This is a genomic window from Streptomyces aquilus (assembly GCF_003955715.1).
Lineage (GTDB): Bacteria > Actinomycetota > Actinomycetes > Streptomycetales > Streptomycetaceae > Streptomyces > Streptomyces aquilus.
The window spans coordinates 6,709,436-6,723,803 of sequence record NZ_CP034463.1 but is presented as its reverse complement, the minus strand read 5'-3'; the positions used below and the strand labels follow the sequence as shown (position 1 = coordinate 6,723,803).

Below are 14,368 nucleotides of genomic sequence, written 5' to 3'. Positions count from 1 at the left end.
GTCTGCACGGGCCGGGAACCGGCCCTCCGCCTGTTCGTCCGTGCGGTCACCGCACGATCGGGCTGGTGCAAAGGGCCTCCCGGGCGGACGGCCCCGTGCCGCCCGCTGAGATCCGACACCCGTGGTTCGGGCATCGACCTGTCTGGCTTATGCCCTCGAACATGCGGTGCCATGCCGACGCAAACGACGGCGCCCTGGTGAACTCCTTGTTACATACGCCCCAAACGGGGTAGACGACGCGGTTTGCGCTCAGCCGCCGTAACGCCGGTGTCGCGCCGCGTAGTCGCGCAGGGCGCGCAAGAAGTCGACCTTGCGGAAGGCCGGCCAGAAGACCTCACAGAAGTAGTACTCGGAGTGGGCCGTCTGCCACAGCATGAATCCGGACAGCCGCTGTTCGCCGCTGGTGCGGATGACGAGGTCGGGGTCGGGCTGGTCGCCGGTGTAGAGGTGGCGGCCGATCGCGTCGATGGTGACGGACTCGGCGAGTTCCTCCAGCGAGGTGCCCTTGTCGGCGGCGTCCAGCATCATCGAGCGCATCGCGTCGACGATCTCCTGGCGGCCGCCGTAGCCGATGGCGACGTTGACGAGTATCCCGTCGACGTGGGCCGTGGCCTCCTCGGCTTCCTTCAGGGCCGTCTGCATCGGGGAGGGCAGCAGGTCGGGGGTCCCGACGTGGTGCACCCGCCAGCGTCCGTCGGCCGCGAGCGTGCGGACGACGTCCTCGATGATGCCGAGCAGCGGCCCGAGTTCCTCCTGCGCCCGGTCGAAGTTGTCCGTCGACAGCAGCCACAGCGTGACCACTTCGACGTCCGTCTCGGAGCACCAGCCGAGGAACTCCTCGATCTTCTCGGCGCCCGCCCGGTGGCCGTGCACGGTACTGGAGCCGGAGGCCTTCGCCCAGCGGCGATTGCCGTCCATGATGACGCCGATGTGCTTGGGCACCTGAGCGTGGTCCAGGTGGCCTTCCACCCGGCGTGCGTAGAGCCTGACCAGCAGGCCGCGCAGCTTGTCGCGCAGGTTCACGTGATTGTCAGCCCCTCCGTACAGATACGGTCCCCGCGCGCGGAAGCCTACCGGGGTGGCGGAGGAAGGCTTGAGCGTGGGTCGAATGCGGGCGCGAGCCAGGGGGTGGGAGGGGCGCGCAGCGGGGATGCGGGGGGCTCGCAGCGGGGAAGTCGGGGGCCTCGCAGCGGGGAAGCCGGGGCATGAAAAACGGGCCGGTCCGTGGGGGGGAGACGGACCGGCCCGAGGGGGGGTTTCCACCATAACCCTTCGTAAGTGATGCTGCGTGCATCGGCGTGCCACAACTACTCTCCGGAGTCATGCGGCAACGGCCCGCTGGCCGCGAAACACCCCATTCACGGCGGACTCATGGCCGGAACACAGCGGATTCCCAGGGCAAACGTGTGAGGAGCGGCGAGATCCAGAGGCTCCAGGACGTTTCCCGCGCCACGCCGCCACACCCTCTTCGCATCCCCCACGCGGGTGACCCGACCCCCGCGCACCGCCTTGACGCGCCCGATCAACGCCACGAGCTGCAAGGCAGGGCACCGCGCAGCCCCCTCCGCCGCGCGGTGCCATCCCGCGTAGCTTTGCTCACGCGAATTACCTTGGTCTGAACTTACGTGAGACGAAGGTAAGAAGCGAGCTGACGGTGATAACGATGTGGAAACCTCGTGAATCCCGTGGAAGCGAAGGGGGAATGAGAGCTCGATGCACTGATTGCCCGATTTGCGATCCAGTGGGACTGGGTCGTACGCGACTCGACCGACGGTTCTTGGCCACTTCTGCGTCCGGAGGCGACCGCGCATGGCCCTCGGCGCTCGGCGCATGGCCCTCGGCGCTCGGCGTTCGGCGCTCGGCGCTCGGCGTCAGGCGGGGTGGGGCTTGCGGGCGTCGAAGAGGTGGCGGGTGCTGTGGGCGACGAAGGGCCCCTCGGCCTCGATGCGCTCGTGCAGGGACCGGAGTTGGGGCTCGTACTTCTCGACGGTGAAGTCGGGGACCATCCACACCACCTTGCGCAGGAAGTGGACGACGGCGGCGATGTCGTAGAACTCCATCCGGAGCCGTTCGGAGCGCAGGTCGACGATCTCGAGACCGGCGGCCTCGGCGCCCGCGCGTTCCCGCTCCGGGAGGCGGGCGGCGCCGCTCTGTTCGTCCGGACGAGGTCCGAGGAAGTGGTCGACGAGCTCTACCGCGCTGCGGGCGCCCACGTGTTGGGCGAAATAGGTCCCGCCGGGCCGCAGTACGCGCGCGATCTCCGGCCAGTCAGGGCTCACCGGGTGCCGGCTGGTGACCAGGTCGAAGGCCTCGTCCGCGAACGGCAGCGGCGCGTCCTCGGGCGCGGCGACGACGGCGACCCCGCGGGGGCGGAGCAGGGCGGTGGCCTTGGCGACGTTCGGCGGCCAGCCCTCGGTGGCGACGGCGAGGACGGGGGCCTTCGGCTCGACATGGGCGAGGGCGAAGTCGAGCACCTCTCCTCCCCCGGTCTGGATGTCGAGGGCGGCGGTCGCACCGGCGAGCCGGGCGGCCATGGCGGTGGCGTACCCCCACGAGGGCCGCGCCTCGGTGGCCCGTCCCTCGAACCAGGAGAAGTCCCAGCCGGCGGTGGGGACGGCGGCGCCTTCGGCGACGAGGTCATCGAAGGTGCCGCGGTGAGCGGGGGCGGGGGTTCGATGGGTGTCGGGCATGCCGTTGATCGTCGCAGAGCATTGTCAGTGGGCGCTGCTAATTTTCCGGCATGACGAATGCAGCGAATGCAGCGAATGCGACGAATGCTGAGGTCACGGGGGACATGGGGGCCGGCATGCCGTACCGCGGCGGCGAGAAGGAGACGCTGCGGGCGAGCTTGGACCGGCATCGGGACGCGGTGCTGTGGAAGCTGGAGGGCCTGGACGACGAGCAGCTGCGCCGCCCGATGACCCCGTCGGGGACAAGTCTGCTGGGCCTGGTCAAGCATCTGGCGTCGGTGGAGTACGGCTGGTTCGCGGAGACCTTCGGCGGCGAGGTCGAGGAGTTCTGGTTCGACCCGTACAAGGAGGAGGACATGCGGGCCGACCAGGGCGAGACGACGGCGCAGATCGTGGAGTTCTACGGCCGCGCGAGAGCGGCGTCGGATGCGGTGATCACGCGGGTGCCCCTGGAGGGGCTGGGCCGCCCGTCGTGGCGTGACCACGAAGTGTCGCTGCGCTGGGTCCTGGTCCACATGATCGAGGAGACGGCTCGGCATGCGGGGCATATGGATGTGGTGCGGGAGTTGATCGACGGGGCTACGGGGGATCATCCGCGGGGGTGAGGGCCTGGCGGGTGCCGGCTGACGGCTGGCGGGGCGTAGGGCCTCGGCGCCGCGCACGAAGGCGAGGACCCCTTCGAGGTGACCGACGACGAAGCCCCTCACCGCAGGTCACGGCACTAGGGGCCGGACTTCCTCGGCGGCGAACCGCACGAATCCCTCCGGGTCGGGCTCGTCGCCGGTCGGCTGGAGGATGACGGCGTCGGCGCCGGCCTCCGCGAGCCGCTGAACGGCCTTGGCGACGGCACCGGCATCGCCGGCGACACCGAGTTCGGGCACGTCCTGGAGCCCTTCGTCGACGAGCTCGGCGTGCAGGCGCCGGGCGGCGTCGGGCCCGGTGGCGGTGAGCAGATAGACGACGACGCGGTGGGAGTCGGCGAGGGTGGCCCCGCTGCGCAGAGCAGCCTCCCGCCCTTCGTCGATGAGCTGCCGTGCCCGGCGTACTCCGTCGGCGGTGGTGGAGGCGGTGAGGATGGTGCCGTCGGCGGCTTCGCCGGTGAGGCGCAGGGTACGGGGGCCGGTGGCGCCGGCGAGGACGGGTGCGGGGGTGGCGGGCGGCCAGTCGAGCCCGACGTCGTCGAGATGAACGTAGCGCCACTGCTCGTCGGTGCTGACACGTTCCCCTCTCAACAACGCCCGCAGCGCGACGAGATGCTCCCGCAGCAGCGTCACCGGCGACTCGACCCGCGCCCCGACCTGCCCCATCCAGTCCTGCACGCCATGCCCGACCCCGACGACGGCCCGCCCCGGGAACATGCGGTGCAGCGAGGCGATTTCCATGGCGGTGATGGCGACGTTGCGCAGGGGTACGGGGAGAAGTCCGACCCCGACCTTTATCCGCTCGGTCCAGGCGAGCGCGGCTGCGGCGGTGGAGATGCCGCCCTCTCTGAAGCAGTCCTCCCAGAGCCAGAGCTCTTCGAGCCCGGCGTCGTCCGCGAGACGGGCTACGTCGCGGAGGTGTTCGGGGGGTAGTTGGGGGCGGAAGACTGCGCCGAGTGCGGTCATGGTGACCTTCCTACCCGTGAGGAGGAAGGTGAACAACTTCTTTACGCGCCGGTCCCCGCAGACCCGGCCTCCAACGGCTGCTCGAAGCGAACCGTCTCCGCGATCTGTCTGAGGATGGCGCGGTAATCACTCCGACGCGCGATGGCCGTCGTGCTCAGGGTGAGCACGACCAGGCGCCGGCAGTCAGGGTGTGGCAGATACGCATGGATCTGCAGCAGCGGCTGCGGCGGAAGGCCTGGTGAGGTCGAAGCGCGCACGGTCCTCTCACTCAAAGAAACTGGCCCGCACGGCAGTTCGAGGTATTCGATGTGGGTGTGGCCTGCGGACGAGGTGACCGCCCGGGCGGCGGTGACACCGCGCGGCGCGACATGGGTGTCGCACCACGAGATGGTGAAGAAGGAGAGCAGAGGGGGGCGGCTGCCCGCGCCTGCCTGTTCCGCGTCGTCACGGTGCAGGCCGAGTGCGCAATAGAGCGTCCCCACATCGCGGAGCGCGGCCAGCACCTGCTGCCCCGCGGCGATGTGGGCGATGAACTGCTGACGAGCCAGGTCATCCGGTGCGGATGCCAGCAGGGGAGCGGCCGCTATGTGGAGGGCATCGAGGGCCGTCGACTCGGGGGCCGGGAGCAGTACCTCGAGAGGCAAGGTCGTGAAGCCGGCGGGTTCGGCGAACCAGAGTTCGGCGAAGGGGTCGTGGAGGGAGTCGTGGAGCAAGATCGTGGGGGTAGTCACAGCACGCCTCTCAGGACGGTTCAGTGGTGGACTGGCAACACGCCTGCCTGCCTTCCACGCTCGATGTCCGCCGGGGTGGCACCCCAGTCCGCGAACCGCTGCCCGGTCCGGACATCGGTCTTCTGCTCGACGATGTGCAGTCGGCGGGGAGACGTCCCCTTCGAGGTGGGCGCAGCGATCAACCCGACGAAACGGGGATCTCCCGCGAACCAGATCGTCTCGATGTCGGCCTTCAAGCGTGGCTTGGCCCGAGGCGCCATACGGCGGCTCCACCATCCGGTGCGGAAGTGTTCGGCGAAGACGAGCGGCAGCCGATGGTCCGCGCGGGCGGGATTGGGAAGTTCGAACCAGCCGTACTGGCGGCCGAGTACCTCCGGCCGCTCGGTCAGCCCGTGTCGAACATCGGACGTGACCTGCCAGGGGTATGTGCGCAGGATACGTAGCATCCACAGCGCCGGTCCGAAGTAGCGGAGTTGGGTCAGGGCTCGGTATGCCCCGTAGATGAAGTACGGCATGCAGACCCAGACCGCCCAGCCGGGAGTCTGGAGCGAAAGGCCTAGCAGCGCGATCCAGCCGCCGATCCAACCACCAAGGCCGATGACGTTCATGGCCATATGCGCTGCCCAGGCGCGACGGGTGGGCGGGTGATCCCACGCAGTGGGATGGTCAGCGGGGCTCATGGGCCTTCGTCCTTCCTCCAGAACCTCAGAAGACATGACTGACCAACCTGAAGATTCCGGCGTTGTCGAGGATGAGACGTGAACCGTCGATGCCTGCGACGGTTCCGTCCTTCACTTTGCTGGCGTCCGCGTCCACCGCCTTGTCGTACAAGCCGAAGCCGCCTGTGCCCACACCGGTCAGCCCGGACGTCGCCGCGACGGCTCGGGCTGCCTTCTCCGGATTGGTGCAACTCCGTACAGCGCGGGCGATCATCGGGTTATCCAGACTGTTGATCGTCTTGGCCTCGTCGAGTGTCTTCGAGCCGTAGGCCGCCGCCTTCTGCCAGAAACCCACGCTCTCGCTACCCGCTCGAATTGCCTGTGTCGCCTCGATGCCACCCTTGAGCGCGGCTCCCAGACCGGGCAGCGCCCCGGCGAGATCAGCGCCCACCGACACCCCGTTGCTCCAGAAGTCGGCGTCGAACTCACCCTTGGTGAACCCGTCCCAGAGCGAGGCACGCACCTCCGGGTCCGACATCCTCAAGGTGAAAGCCGTCAAGCTGACCGCCGACGACGCGAGCATGAGTGCCGCCATCGTCGCCAGGCTCCACCCCAGTGGGCCCGAGAGCAGCAGCGCACCCACCGCGATCGCCCCCGCCACGAAGCTCAGGATGTCCGGCAGGTTGTCGCTCAGCCAGTCGAGGGCCTCGTCGAACCAACCCGGTTCGTGCGGGACCAGCTTCTTCGTCGCGTCGCGGATCTTGCCCGCGCGGAGCCTGGCCGTGTTCTCGTGTTCTTCGGCGAGCTTCTTCGCCCTGCCGATGACTTTGTCGAGTTCGGCTTGGGCCTCTTTGACGTCGCTGTTGGCGTGGGTCAGCGCCTTGTGCGCGGCATCGCTGTCGGCCCCTTTCCCCTTCAGGTGGGGGTCGTCCGCCGCTTCCGCCGCCCGTCCTTTCGCCCGGTCGACCGCCTCCTGGGCGTCCTTCGCGTCCTCCTCTAGCTTCCTGGCCCGCCGCTGGTAGTCGTCGAGTTCGCCTTCCCAGCGGACGAGCTGTTTGGCTGCTTTGCGGATCGAATGGGCGGCGTTCTTCAGGTTCAACGGGAGTGGCCCGCCGTCGAGTTGTTCCCGGAAGGCGACCGCCGCGTCGCCCTCCCAGTAGCTCCCGTCGAGCAGCTTGGTCACCAAGTCGTGCGTGCCCTCAAGGGTCTTGGCGCAATTGTTGAGCTTCTTGTGCAGCCCTCGGACGGTCTCCGTGTCACCCGGCACCGGATTGAAGCCCAGGTGTGGGTAATGCGGGTTCGCAACGGGAGAAGTCGTTTGCAGGCCCTGGGGCTTCCTCAGGTCGTCGTCGTGCCGACGGTAGTGCGGGTCGGTCGAGCGGGTTCGCTCGACACCGGGCGTGAGGGTCACTTCCCGTCCCCGCGCTTCGCTTTCCGGGCGGCCTTCTCCAAGGCCGCCTCCAGCGCCTTGTCCACCTCGCGATAGCTGTCCCTGCTTTTGCCGATGATCTCGGCGAGGTCTTCCGTCTGTTTGCCGATCTCCTCGGCGCCGTACTTCCAGTCGTCCTGAAAGTCCTCGCACGCGGAATCGAGATCGTCCGTACCGAGACCCCGGACACCGGCGTCCGACAGCGCCTTGCGAACCCCGGCGAGCGAGTTCGTCGACTTTCTCAACTTCCCCATGAAGTCGGAGAGTTCATCACCGTCAACGGCCAGCCGACCCGCCATGCACTCGCTCCGCTCTCACCGTGTGCGCGAGTGACGGACTCTATCCATGCCACCGGAACAACAAGCCGGGCGATCACTCTCCCGAGGGGAGTGATCGCCCGACCGTGGGACGTCGTGATCGTCAGCGGTTGACGGCCTGGATCTCCTGTACGACGACATCCTGCGTCGCGCCGAAGTTGCCGTCGGGCAGGTCACCACCCGCACCGCCGGTGCCGGTCCAGGTGATCTTCCAGGTGACCGTGGCCCGGAGGGGGAAGGTCGCGTCGCCCGAGGAGCGCAGGTACTTCACTCCGCAGGGTGGCGTCTGGTCCGCCTTGCCCTTCGCATACGGCTCACCGATGCGGCCGTTGTTTATCTCGCATACGCCGGAGGCCGGGTAGGTGACGGCGTCGGCGGTACCGGGCTCAATCTTCAGTGAGACCGGCTCCGCGGTCGCGGTCGCCTGGATGTGGAGCACCGGGACAGAGGCCGTGACGGAGACCGGCTTGAAGGCGGCGCCGTCGAGCCAGGCCCAGGTGGGGAGGTTGACCTTGGTCGTCTCTGCGGGTGCCAGGGTGACCTTGGTGCCGGGTACGCGAATCTCGTTGTAGGCGAGTTCGGCAAGGATCTCAGGGGTGACGGCGTTCTCGTACTCGGCGGGCGGGGCGTCGCCCGTGTCCACCCAGAAAGGCCCCTTGTCGCAGGCGTCCCAACCAGGCGGGTAGCTCTTGTCGACGTACGAGTCCCACCAATAGCCCTTGCCGGTCTTGTCCTTGTTGAAGCCCTTCTCCTTGTCGTCCGCGTTGTACTTCTTCCGCTGCTCGGCGTCCCACTCGTAGCCGGTCGACTCGGCTTCCCAGATCGGCTCGAGGGTCTTCTGGAGCTGTTCCGGGGTGTACTTGGGGGCGTACCAGCAAGGGGGCGGGGACCAGTTGGTGCTCGAAGTCAGGGCGCCGGTGGAGGTACCGCTGCCGTTCTTGGAACGGTCGAAGACGACGCCTCCGGCGGTTACAGAGAGGTTGTCGCCATTGGCGTCAGCATTTGTGTTGGGTGCCTGAGCGCCGCCGCCGATCGTGTTGTCGGCGAGGGCGGGCACACCACTTAGCAATACCGCGCCGATCACAGCAGGCGCGATCAGAACCCGCGACGTGACGCTCAAGGCTGGCACTTGTCGCTCCCCCTCTGAGACTCAATCTTCTCGACGGCCCAGACGCCCTCGTCGTTCTTGTGCAACTGGGTGATGTAGAGCACGTAGCTGTTCTTCGTAGCCGGCGTCTTGTTGACCTTCTTGGTCTTCAAGTACATGTCGTACGCCTTGCTCTGGTCCTCGCAGTAAACGAGAGAGGCGCTGTCCTTGCCGCTCACGTTGACGGAAGCGTCGTAGTAGCGGTACGCCCCGGTCACCCTTGCTTTGGCCTTGACGTACGCCTGGATGAAGTCCTGCGTACTGGCCGCCGCTTCCCCCTCGTAGTAGAAGAGGTAAGCCTTGTCCAAGGCGTCCTGGTTGACGATTGCCAAGTCGACGGCCTTGATCGACTCCTCACTGTCGGACAAGACGGCGTCCTTGTCCTTGTCGCCCGTCTTGGACCAGTCGAACGTGTACGACAGATCAGAGGGCAGCTCGATCTTCGGGCGGTCGGCGGCCGTTGAGGCCGACGCCGTCGGTGACGCCGACTTGCCGCCGCCGGTGTCGGCTCCTGCGATCTTGTCGTTGTCCTTCTTGGAGCTGTCATCGCTCCCGCACGCGGACAGCGTCAGGGCCGCTGCGGCGGTCAGCGTGAGCGCTGCGATCAGGGTGGGGCGGCGATTCACGATCGGCTCCTGGTGAGGCGAGGCTTCTCTTGAGCGAACCAACGCTATCCAGCGGGGTGGGGCGACACCAGGGTGAAGCGGCCCACCCAGCGGTACGAAAGGGGCCAAATTGGCTACTCCTAGGCTCGATTGAGCGGTCACGGTTGCGTAACGTGCGGCGAACTGGTTGTTCCACTTATGAATGAGCAAAGGAGGAAGTGGCGAGGCCGCTTGCCGTGTCCCTCTGACCTTCTCTTGGGGCGACAGTTCACTTCGGCTCCCTGGGATGCGTGTGTTCTCTTGGGTGGAGCGACGCCATCCAGGGCGCGTCAGTTGCAAGGCGTGAAGAGAGGGGCCCGGGCATGGGGCGGCGGTTGCGGGACGGGCGGGGGTTGTTGGTGGTGCGGGGGGAGGCTGAGAGCGTTTCCGTTCCGCTGGAGATCGCCGCCTCCTATCGGGCCCGTACCAAAGGGCTGTTGGGGAGGGACGGGATCGAGGGGGCGATTCTGTTGTCGCCTGCCAACAGCGTGCACACCTTTCGGATGCGGATTCCGATCGACGTCGCCTATCTCGATCGCCATCTCGTCGTCATCGCCGTACGGACCATGGAACCGGGGCGGTTGGGGATGCCCCGGGTGCGGGCTCGCCATGTCGTGGAAGCTGAGGCCGGCGCCATGGCCGGGTGGGGGCTGCGGGGTGGGGTGCGGGTGGAGGTCTTGGCGAAGGGGGATGCCGTCGAGTAGGGGTGTCGCCCGAGAGCTACGCAGTTGGCTGCCGCTTGACCCGTTTCACACCGTTGACCTGGGGAAACGGAAGTGTCCCGTCCATGTCCTTGATCCGTAACGATCGCGGAGGGTGTCTGGATCGGTGCGCTCCGCTGTGCAGAATTCAGAGCGCCAGGCCGGACAAGTTCAGTCCAGTCCAGTCCAGTTCAGATCAGTCCACATCACTCGGGGGAACACCATGGGCGCTGCCCGCACCAGACTCAAGACGTACGTCCTCGGCGCCGCGGTCGTCGCCACGCTGCTGGCCGCTACCGCGTGTGAGGCGGGCGGGGGTACGGGTGACGCGGTGGCGAGCGGTACGCCGTCCAGTTCGTCCAGCTCCTCCAGCTCCTCCAGCTCCTCCGGTGCGTCCGGTGCGTCCGGTGCGTCCGGTGCGTCCGATGCGTTCAGCAGCACTCCGCGCGCGCCCGGTACCGTCACCCCCGGTGCCGACGACGAGAATGTCGACGAGGCCACCGGTGAGGAAGCCCGGCCCTGCGCCGACTCCGATGTCTCCGTCGTCTCGAAGGTCTACCCGCACGACGAGGCCCGGCATCTGCTCCTCACCGCCACCAATATCAGCGACTCGACGTGCACGCTCTACCTCTACCCGTACGTGTCCTTCGGTGACGGTGCCGTGGAGCAGATCGGGCCGATGGAGTCCAAGCCGAAGAAGCTCGCGACGGTCGCGCCGGGTGGGAAGGGGTACGCGGGGCTGCTGCTGTGGCGGGCGGACGAGGAGACGACCGCCGTGAAGTCGATGACCATCGGCTTCGTGGACAGCGAGGACGTCGAGGCTGGGGTCGCGCAGCTCGCCGTCGAGTTCCCGGACGGGACCGACTTCCTGAACGTCGGGGATCCCTCCGTCAGCGCCACTCCCCAGGTCACCTACTGGAACACCGACCTCGCCGCGACCGAGAAGTTCATGTTCGCCCGGTGACGCTGAGGCGCTCGTACGCCGGCTGGTATTACTGGTCCATGCAGGAAGAGACGGCACGGTCCGCGATCGACACGTTCATCTCCGCCTTCAACGCCTCGGACGACGCGTATGTGACGTCGCTGCTGTCCCAGGCTCTGACCTCGGACGTGGTCTTCTGGGGGCCGTTGGGGCGGAGCGAGGGGATCGAGGCGGTCGAGCGGTTCGTGCTGGACATCCGGCGGCATCCGGCGGGGGCGGGCACGATGGTGCGTTGCTCAGCGGTGGACATGCCTGATGAGTGGGCGCGGTACGAGTGGGTGTTCACCACCCCGGACGGCGGGCCCCGGCTGGCCGGAACGGACGTCGTCCATCTGCGCCGGAGCCTCATCGACCAGATCATCGTCTTCGCCGGGGAGATCAAGCCGTCGGGCGCCTGAGCGGATCCGTTCCCCGGCTTCAGAACTGGATGATGCCGGGCGGCCCGCTCGCCACGTCGATCGATCCCCAGTCCCCTTCGAGGTGAAAGGCCGAACCGTCCCAGAAAAGGGCGTCGATTCCGCCGTAGTCCGCCTCGCCGGAGGCATCCACCGCAGGCGGTGTTCCCTGATCGGTCCACGTGAGGCTTCGAACATGAGGGAATTCGATCCTGGCCCGGATGTAACAGTTCTGCTCACCGGGGGCAGGCGGCCGATAAGCCGGGTGATGCGCGGTGAGGACGAGGTCCACGTCCAGGCACAGTCGGCCAGGCGTGGCCGTTACGCCCAGGACGAAGCTGTCCTCCAGGTAGACATCCTCGAATCCGCTCAGTTGTGGGTAGTCGACCTTCTCAGTGTTCACGGCAAATCCCAGACGATCGGTGTGTGGTTCCCAGGGCTCTTCCTCGTGACCGGATTTCCCTGAGGGTCGATGCGCTCCCCTTGAGCATTCCTTATCTCCACATGCGGCATCCCGCTTCCCGGGGCTCTGCTGCTGCCCTGCTTCAGAGTGATCCGGACAATCCCGTTCTCGTCGACGAACTTCGGCGGACCGTTCTCCGTCTGAGTCTCGGCCCAGCCCTGTTCACGTGCCCACTTGGCGATCGAGGACGCCGACCGATGGCCTCCGATCGCATCGCCGGACGCGGCTGGGCCGGCCTGACCGGCGGCGGAGTTCGCCTGCTGACCTGATCCACTGCCGCCGCTTCCGTTTCCCCCGCCACCCGCTGCCCCGACAGCCATGAGCGCTATCCCGGCCAACCCCAGTCGCGCGGCGAGCGCGGCGCCCAGCGCGCCCTCCCCCGTGGCCGTGACGCCGGCCAGGGCGAGGCCCGCGCCCGGTGGGAACAGGGCCAGGAGGGAGAGGAGGAGCAGGGCGAAGCCGAGGTGGACGAGGAAGCGGTCCAGGGCGTCGAGGAGGTGGGACGGTGGGATCGTCTGGCCTTCCGTGCCGGCCCTTCCCAGGCTTCGCCAGAGCAGGAGGCTTCCGGTGGTGGCCGAGCCGAGGGCCGAGGCGGTGCGGAAGCGGTGGGTGGCGAGGGGTTCGGCGAGGAGAGGGGTGGCGGTGGCCGTCTGGCGCCAGGTGCGGAGCAGGGTCGAGAGTTGCCAGGCGATCCATACCAGGGCGGCTACGGCGAAGGCCCGCAGCAGCTTCGGACCGGTGCCTGTCGTGAAGTACTCCTGCACCTCCGCTGTCGACTTGAAGGAGCCGAGGCCGAGGAAGACGACGGACGGGAGGACGAGGACACAGGGGATCAACAGGGCCAGTGAGCGCCTGGTGCGGGTGGCGGCGGTGGCGCCTGACGCCGCGCGTATGCGGGCTCTCAGGCCGGGGATACGCCATGCCCTGGCGTCGTCGGTTTCCGCGATGCGCGTGGCTGTGTCGGCCACGGCTTGGCGTAGTGGGGCTTGAGGGTGGGGCGGGCCCGTGGCGGCTTCGTAGCAGAGGGAGCGGCGCAGGCGTAGGAAGCGGAGGGCTATCAGCGGGGTCCAAGGGACGCGCAGCGACCCGTAGTGGAGTACCGCCGCGATCGTGTCGCCGTCCCTGCGCTCGGTGGGGAGGAGTGTGTCGGGGAGTGCGCGCTTCGCTCGGTGCAGGGTGATCAGGTCAGCCGTGATGGCCAGCAGCAGGGCGGCCAGTGGGGCGAGGCCGAGGGTGGGGCGGAGGTTCTCCAGCCAGTCGTCCGCGGGCGTACGGGCGTGTGTGGCCGCGTAGTTGTTCAGGGTGTGGTGGGCCACCGCCGCGCCGAGCGGGAGCAGCGCCAGCGGTTTCCAGCGACCCCTCGCTCGCCACAGCACTCCCACGCCCAGGCCCACGATCGTCGACCACACCAGGTGCGTGAACGTCCCGACCGCCACCTCTCCGCCACGGCCCAGGTCCAGAGGGGCGACGGGCGCCGGTAACCAGGACGTGAGTACCTGGTCGGGGCCCGGGACATACGGCGCCGACAGGCTCTCCGGCACGATCCAGCCGCCGTGCGCGGCGATGGCGCGGTCCGCGTCCAAGGCGTACCGCAGCAGCGCCTCCAGCAGACCGAAACCGGCACCGAGTGCGGCCCCCAGGATCGTGAAGTCGGTCAGGCCCCACTGACGGCGGACCCTGGCGTACAGGCCGACCAGCAGGAGTGGGGAGATCTTGACCAGTTCCTCGACCCACGGTGCCGTGGTGTACGCGGTGGTGTTCACGACCCTGATCAGGGACTGGTCCGTCTGCTCGGCGATCAGTCTCGTGTACGTCAGTTCCAGGATCGCCGCCGCCGTGCCGCAGGCGTACACGCCAACGAGGACGGCGAGGAGCGTCGTCGCCGTGCCCACGGAGCGTGTGGGTGCGGAGAGGAGGAGCAGTTGTACGACCCCGTACATGGCGGCGGCCACCATGAGTACGGTCACGGTCAGCCCGCCGAGCGCTGGAAGGAGACCTCCACCCTTCGGTTCTTCTTCCGGCCCGTCTCCGTCGAGTTGTCGGCGATCGGGTACTGCTCGCCGTAGCCGCGTACCTCGTACGTGATGTTCGCGTCGTTCAGTTCGTCGTCGAGGACGTCCTGGACCGCGTTGGCGCGCTGGCGGGAGAGGACGTCGCCGTGCGCCGACGAACCCAGGTTGTCCGTGAAGCCGAAGACCCTGATCCGTGTCGCGTGCTGCTTCTTGATCTCGTCGGCGATCGCTGCGATGCGGGCCTTGGAGTCGTCGCTCAACTTCGCGCTGTCCTTGCTGAACAGGACCTCGGCCTGGAGGGCGAACTTGATGTCGACGTTGGTGTCTTCGCGGCGCTCCTCGCCGCCCTCGTCCTCGACGACCTGCTTGATGTCGAGGACCTTCGGCTCGGCGAGCGTGGCGCCCTCGGGGAGTTTGAGGTCGGGGTCGTTGGGGTCGACCTTGACGGGCGCGGAGGCCGTGGCTTCGGTGCCTGGGGGGACGCTCGGGGTCCCGTCGGCGTGCGCGGTCGTGATGCCGTAGACATTCGTGACGATCAGGACCGTGGCCGCGGCCCAGACCACGCGGGTGGTGGGGAGGGTCATCGCCTGC

The 14,368-nt window shown here is 67.9% G+C and carries 16 protein-coding genes; 4 read left to right on the top strand and 12 right to left on the bottom strand.

From position 1 onward, the window contains the following. Window positions 1-249: 249 nt before the first annotated feature. Together EJC51_RS31115 and EJC51_RS31110 are read right to left on the bottom strand one after the other, a co-directional pair. Window positions 250-1,023: an isoprenyl transferase gene (locus tag EJC51_RS31115; RefSeq protein WP_059192585.1), complete on the bottom strand. Its 774-nt coding sequence runs from the start codon at window positions 1,021-1,023 to the stop codon at window positions 250-252. A gap of 848 nt (window positions 1,024-1,871) precedes the next feature. Continuing rightward, window positions 1,872-2,690, bottom strand: coding sequence for a class I SAM-dependent methyltransferase (locus EJC51_RS31110; RefSeq protein WP_126274107.1), 819 nt, complete (start codon window positions 2,688-2,690; stop codon window positions 1,872-1,874). 116 nt (window positions 2,691-2,806) lie between these two features. Here EJC51_RS31110 and EJC51_RS31105 point away from each other — a divergent pair, with 116 nt between their 5' ends. Beyond that, on the top strand, window positions 2,807-3,295 hold the full coding sequence (locus EJC51_RS31105) for a DinB family protein (RefSeq protein WP_126274106.1): 489 nt from the start codon (window positions 2,807-2,809) through the stop codon (window positions 3,293-3,295). Window positions 3,296-3,403: 108 nt separating this feature from the next. Here the strand turns inward: EJC51_RS31105 and EJC51_RS31100 are convergent, their stop codons facing one another. The 7 genes from EJC51_RS31100 to EJC51_RS31070 form a co-directional block, all read right to left on the bottom strand. After that, window positions 3,404-4,297: an LLM class flavin-dependent oxidoreductase gene (locus EJC51_RS31100; protein ID WP_126274105.1), complete on the bottom strand. Its 894-nt coding sequence runs from the start codon at window positions 4,295-4,297 to the stop codon at window positions 3,404-3,406. A 41-nt stretch (window positions 4,298-4,338) separates the two neighbouring features. Further along, a complete protein-coding gene (locus EJC51_RS31095; RefSeq protein WP_244362935.1) occupies window positions 4,339-5,010 on the bottom strand; it encodes a hypothetical protein in 672 nt (223 codons plus the stop codon). Window positions 5,011-5,048: 38 nt separating this feature from the next. Continuing rightward, window positions 5,049-5,636 (bottom strand): hypothetical protein, encoded by a 588-nt coding sequence (locus tag EJC51_RS31090; RefSeq protein ID WP_126274103.1) that lies wholly within the window; start codon window positions 5,634-5,636, stop codon window positions 5,049-5,051. Between the two features lie 97 nt (window positions 5,637-5,733). Further along, window positions 5,734-7,098, bottom strand: coding sequence for a hypothetical protein (locus EJC51_RS31085; protein ID WP_208870755.1), 1,365 nt, complete (start codon window positions 7,096-7,098; stop codon window positions 5,734-5,736). Beyond that, window positions 7,095-7,415 carry a hypothetical protein gene (locus tag EJC51_RS31080; protein WP_126274102.1) on the bottom strand — a complete coding sequence of 107 codons (321 nt, stop codon included), beginning with the start codon at window positions 7,413-7,415 and terminating at the stop codon, window positions 7,095-7,097. The genes EJC51_RS31085 and EJC51_RS31080 overlap by 4 nt, the downstream gene beginning before the upstream one ends. Before the next feature lie 121 nt (window positions 7,416-7,536). Further along, the gene (locus EJC51_RS31075; protein WP_425276812.1) at window positions 7,537-8,562 is read right to left on the bottom strand and encodes a hypothetical protein; all 1,026 of its coding nucleotides are present in this window, start codon (window positions 8,560-8,562) and stop codon (window positions 7,537-7,539) included. Continuing rightward, window positions 8,550-9,206 carry a hypothetical protein gene (locus EJC51_RS31070; RefSeq protein ID WP_207924774.1) on the bottom strand — a complete coding sequence of 219 codons (657 nt, stop codon included), beginning with the start codon at window positions 9,204-9,206 and terminating at the stop codon, window positions 8,550-8,552. Before EJC51_RS31070 ends, EJC51_RS31075 begins: the two co-directional genes overlap by 13 nt. Before the next feature lie 341 nt (window positions 9,207-9,547). On the opposite strand from EJC51_RS31070, the gene EJC51_RS31060 reads away from it, so the two are divergent. The 3 genes from EJC51_RS31060 to EJC51_RS31050 all read left to right on the top strand — a co-directional run bounded on the left by EJC51_RS31060 (window position 9,548) and on the right by EJC51_RS31050 (window position 11,305). Further along, a complete protein-coding gene (locus EJC51_RS31060) occupies window positions 9,548-9,928 on the top strand; it encodes a DUF192 domain-containing protein (RefSeq protein ID WP_126274101.1) in 381 nt (126 codons plus the stop codon). Window positions 9,929-10,148: 220 nt separating this feature from the next. Further along, window positions 10,149-10,889 carry a DUF4232 domain-containing protein gene (locus EJC51_RS31055; protein ID WP_126274100.1) on the top strand — a complete coding sequence of 247 codons (741 nt, stop codon included), beginning with the start codon at window positions 10,149-10,151 and terminating at the stop codon, window positions 10,887-10,889. Window positions 10,890-10,927: 38 nt separating this feature from the next. Next, window positions 10,928-11,305, top strand: a complete 378-nt coding sequence (locus EJC51_RS31050) for a nuclear transport factor 2 family protein (protein ID WP_079308016.1) — start codon at window positions 10,928-10,930, stop codon at window positions 11,303-11,305. Window positions 11,306-11,324: 19 nt separating this feature from the next. Here EJC51_RS31050 and EJC51_RS31045 read toward each other — a convergent pair whose 3' ends face one another. Genes EJC51_RS31045 through EJC51_RS31035 form a run of 3 tightly spaced genes read right to left on the bottom strand, consistent with a single transcriptional unit; the run spans window position 11,325 to window position 14,361 of the window. Next, entirely contained in the window at window positions 11,325-11,705 is a 381-nt protein-coding gene (locus EJC51_RS31045) for a hypothetical protein (protein WP_244362933.1), read from the bottom strand. Further along, a complete protein-coding gene (locus tag EJC51_RS31040) occupies window positions 11,702-13,732 on the bottom strand; it encodes a PrsW family glutamic-type intramembrane protease (protein ID WP_126274099.1) in 2,031 nt (676 codons plus the stop codon). Before EJC51_RS31040 ends, EJC51_RS31045 begins: the two co-directional genes overlap by 4 nt. A 2-nt stretch (window positions 13,733-13,734) precedes the next feature. Next, entirely contained in the window at window positions 13,735-14,361 is a 627-nt protein-coding gene (locus tag EJC51_RS31035; protein ID WP_126274098.1) for an OmpA family protein, read from the bottom strand. Window positions 14,362-14,368 lie beyond the last annotated feature (7 nt).

Coding starts and splice junctions, on each gene's coding strand:
- EJC51_RS31110 (WP_126274107.1), bottom strand. CDS start 2,690: ATGCCCGACACCCATCGAACCCCCGCCCCCGCTCACCGCGGCACCTTC.
- EJC51_RS31105 (WP_126274106.1), top strand. CDS start 2,807: ATGCCGTACCGCGGCGGCGAGAAGGAGACGCTGCGGGCGAGCTTGGAC.
- EJC51_RS31100 (WP_126274105.1), bottom strand. CDS start 4,297: ATGACCGCACTCGGCGCAGTCTTCCGCCCCCAACTACCCCCCGAACAC.
- EJC51_RS31090 (WP_126274103.1), bottom strand. CDS start 5,636: ATGAACGTCATCGGCCTTGGTGGTTGGATCGGCGGCTGGATCGCGCTG.
- EJC51_RS31080 (WP_126274102.1), bottom strand. CDS start 7,415: ATGGCGGGTCGGCTGGCCGTTGACGGTGATGAACTCTCCGACTTCATG.
- EJC51_RS31060 (WP_126274101.1), top strand. CDS start 9,548: ATGGGGCGGCGGTTGCGGGACGGGCGGGGGTTGTTGGTGGTGCGGGGG.
- EJC51_RS31055 (WP_126274100.1), top strand. CDS start 10,149: ATGGGCGCTGCCCGCACCAGACTCAAGACGTACGTCCTCGGCGCCGCG.
- EJC51_RS31050 (WP_079308016.1), top strand. CDS start 10,928: ATGCAGGAAGAGACGGCACGGTCCGCGATCGACACGTTCATCTCCGCC.
- EJC51_RS31035 (WP_126274098.1), bottom strand. CDS start 14,361: ATGACCCTCCCCACCACCCGCGTGGTCTGGGCCGCGGCCACGGTCCTG.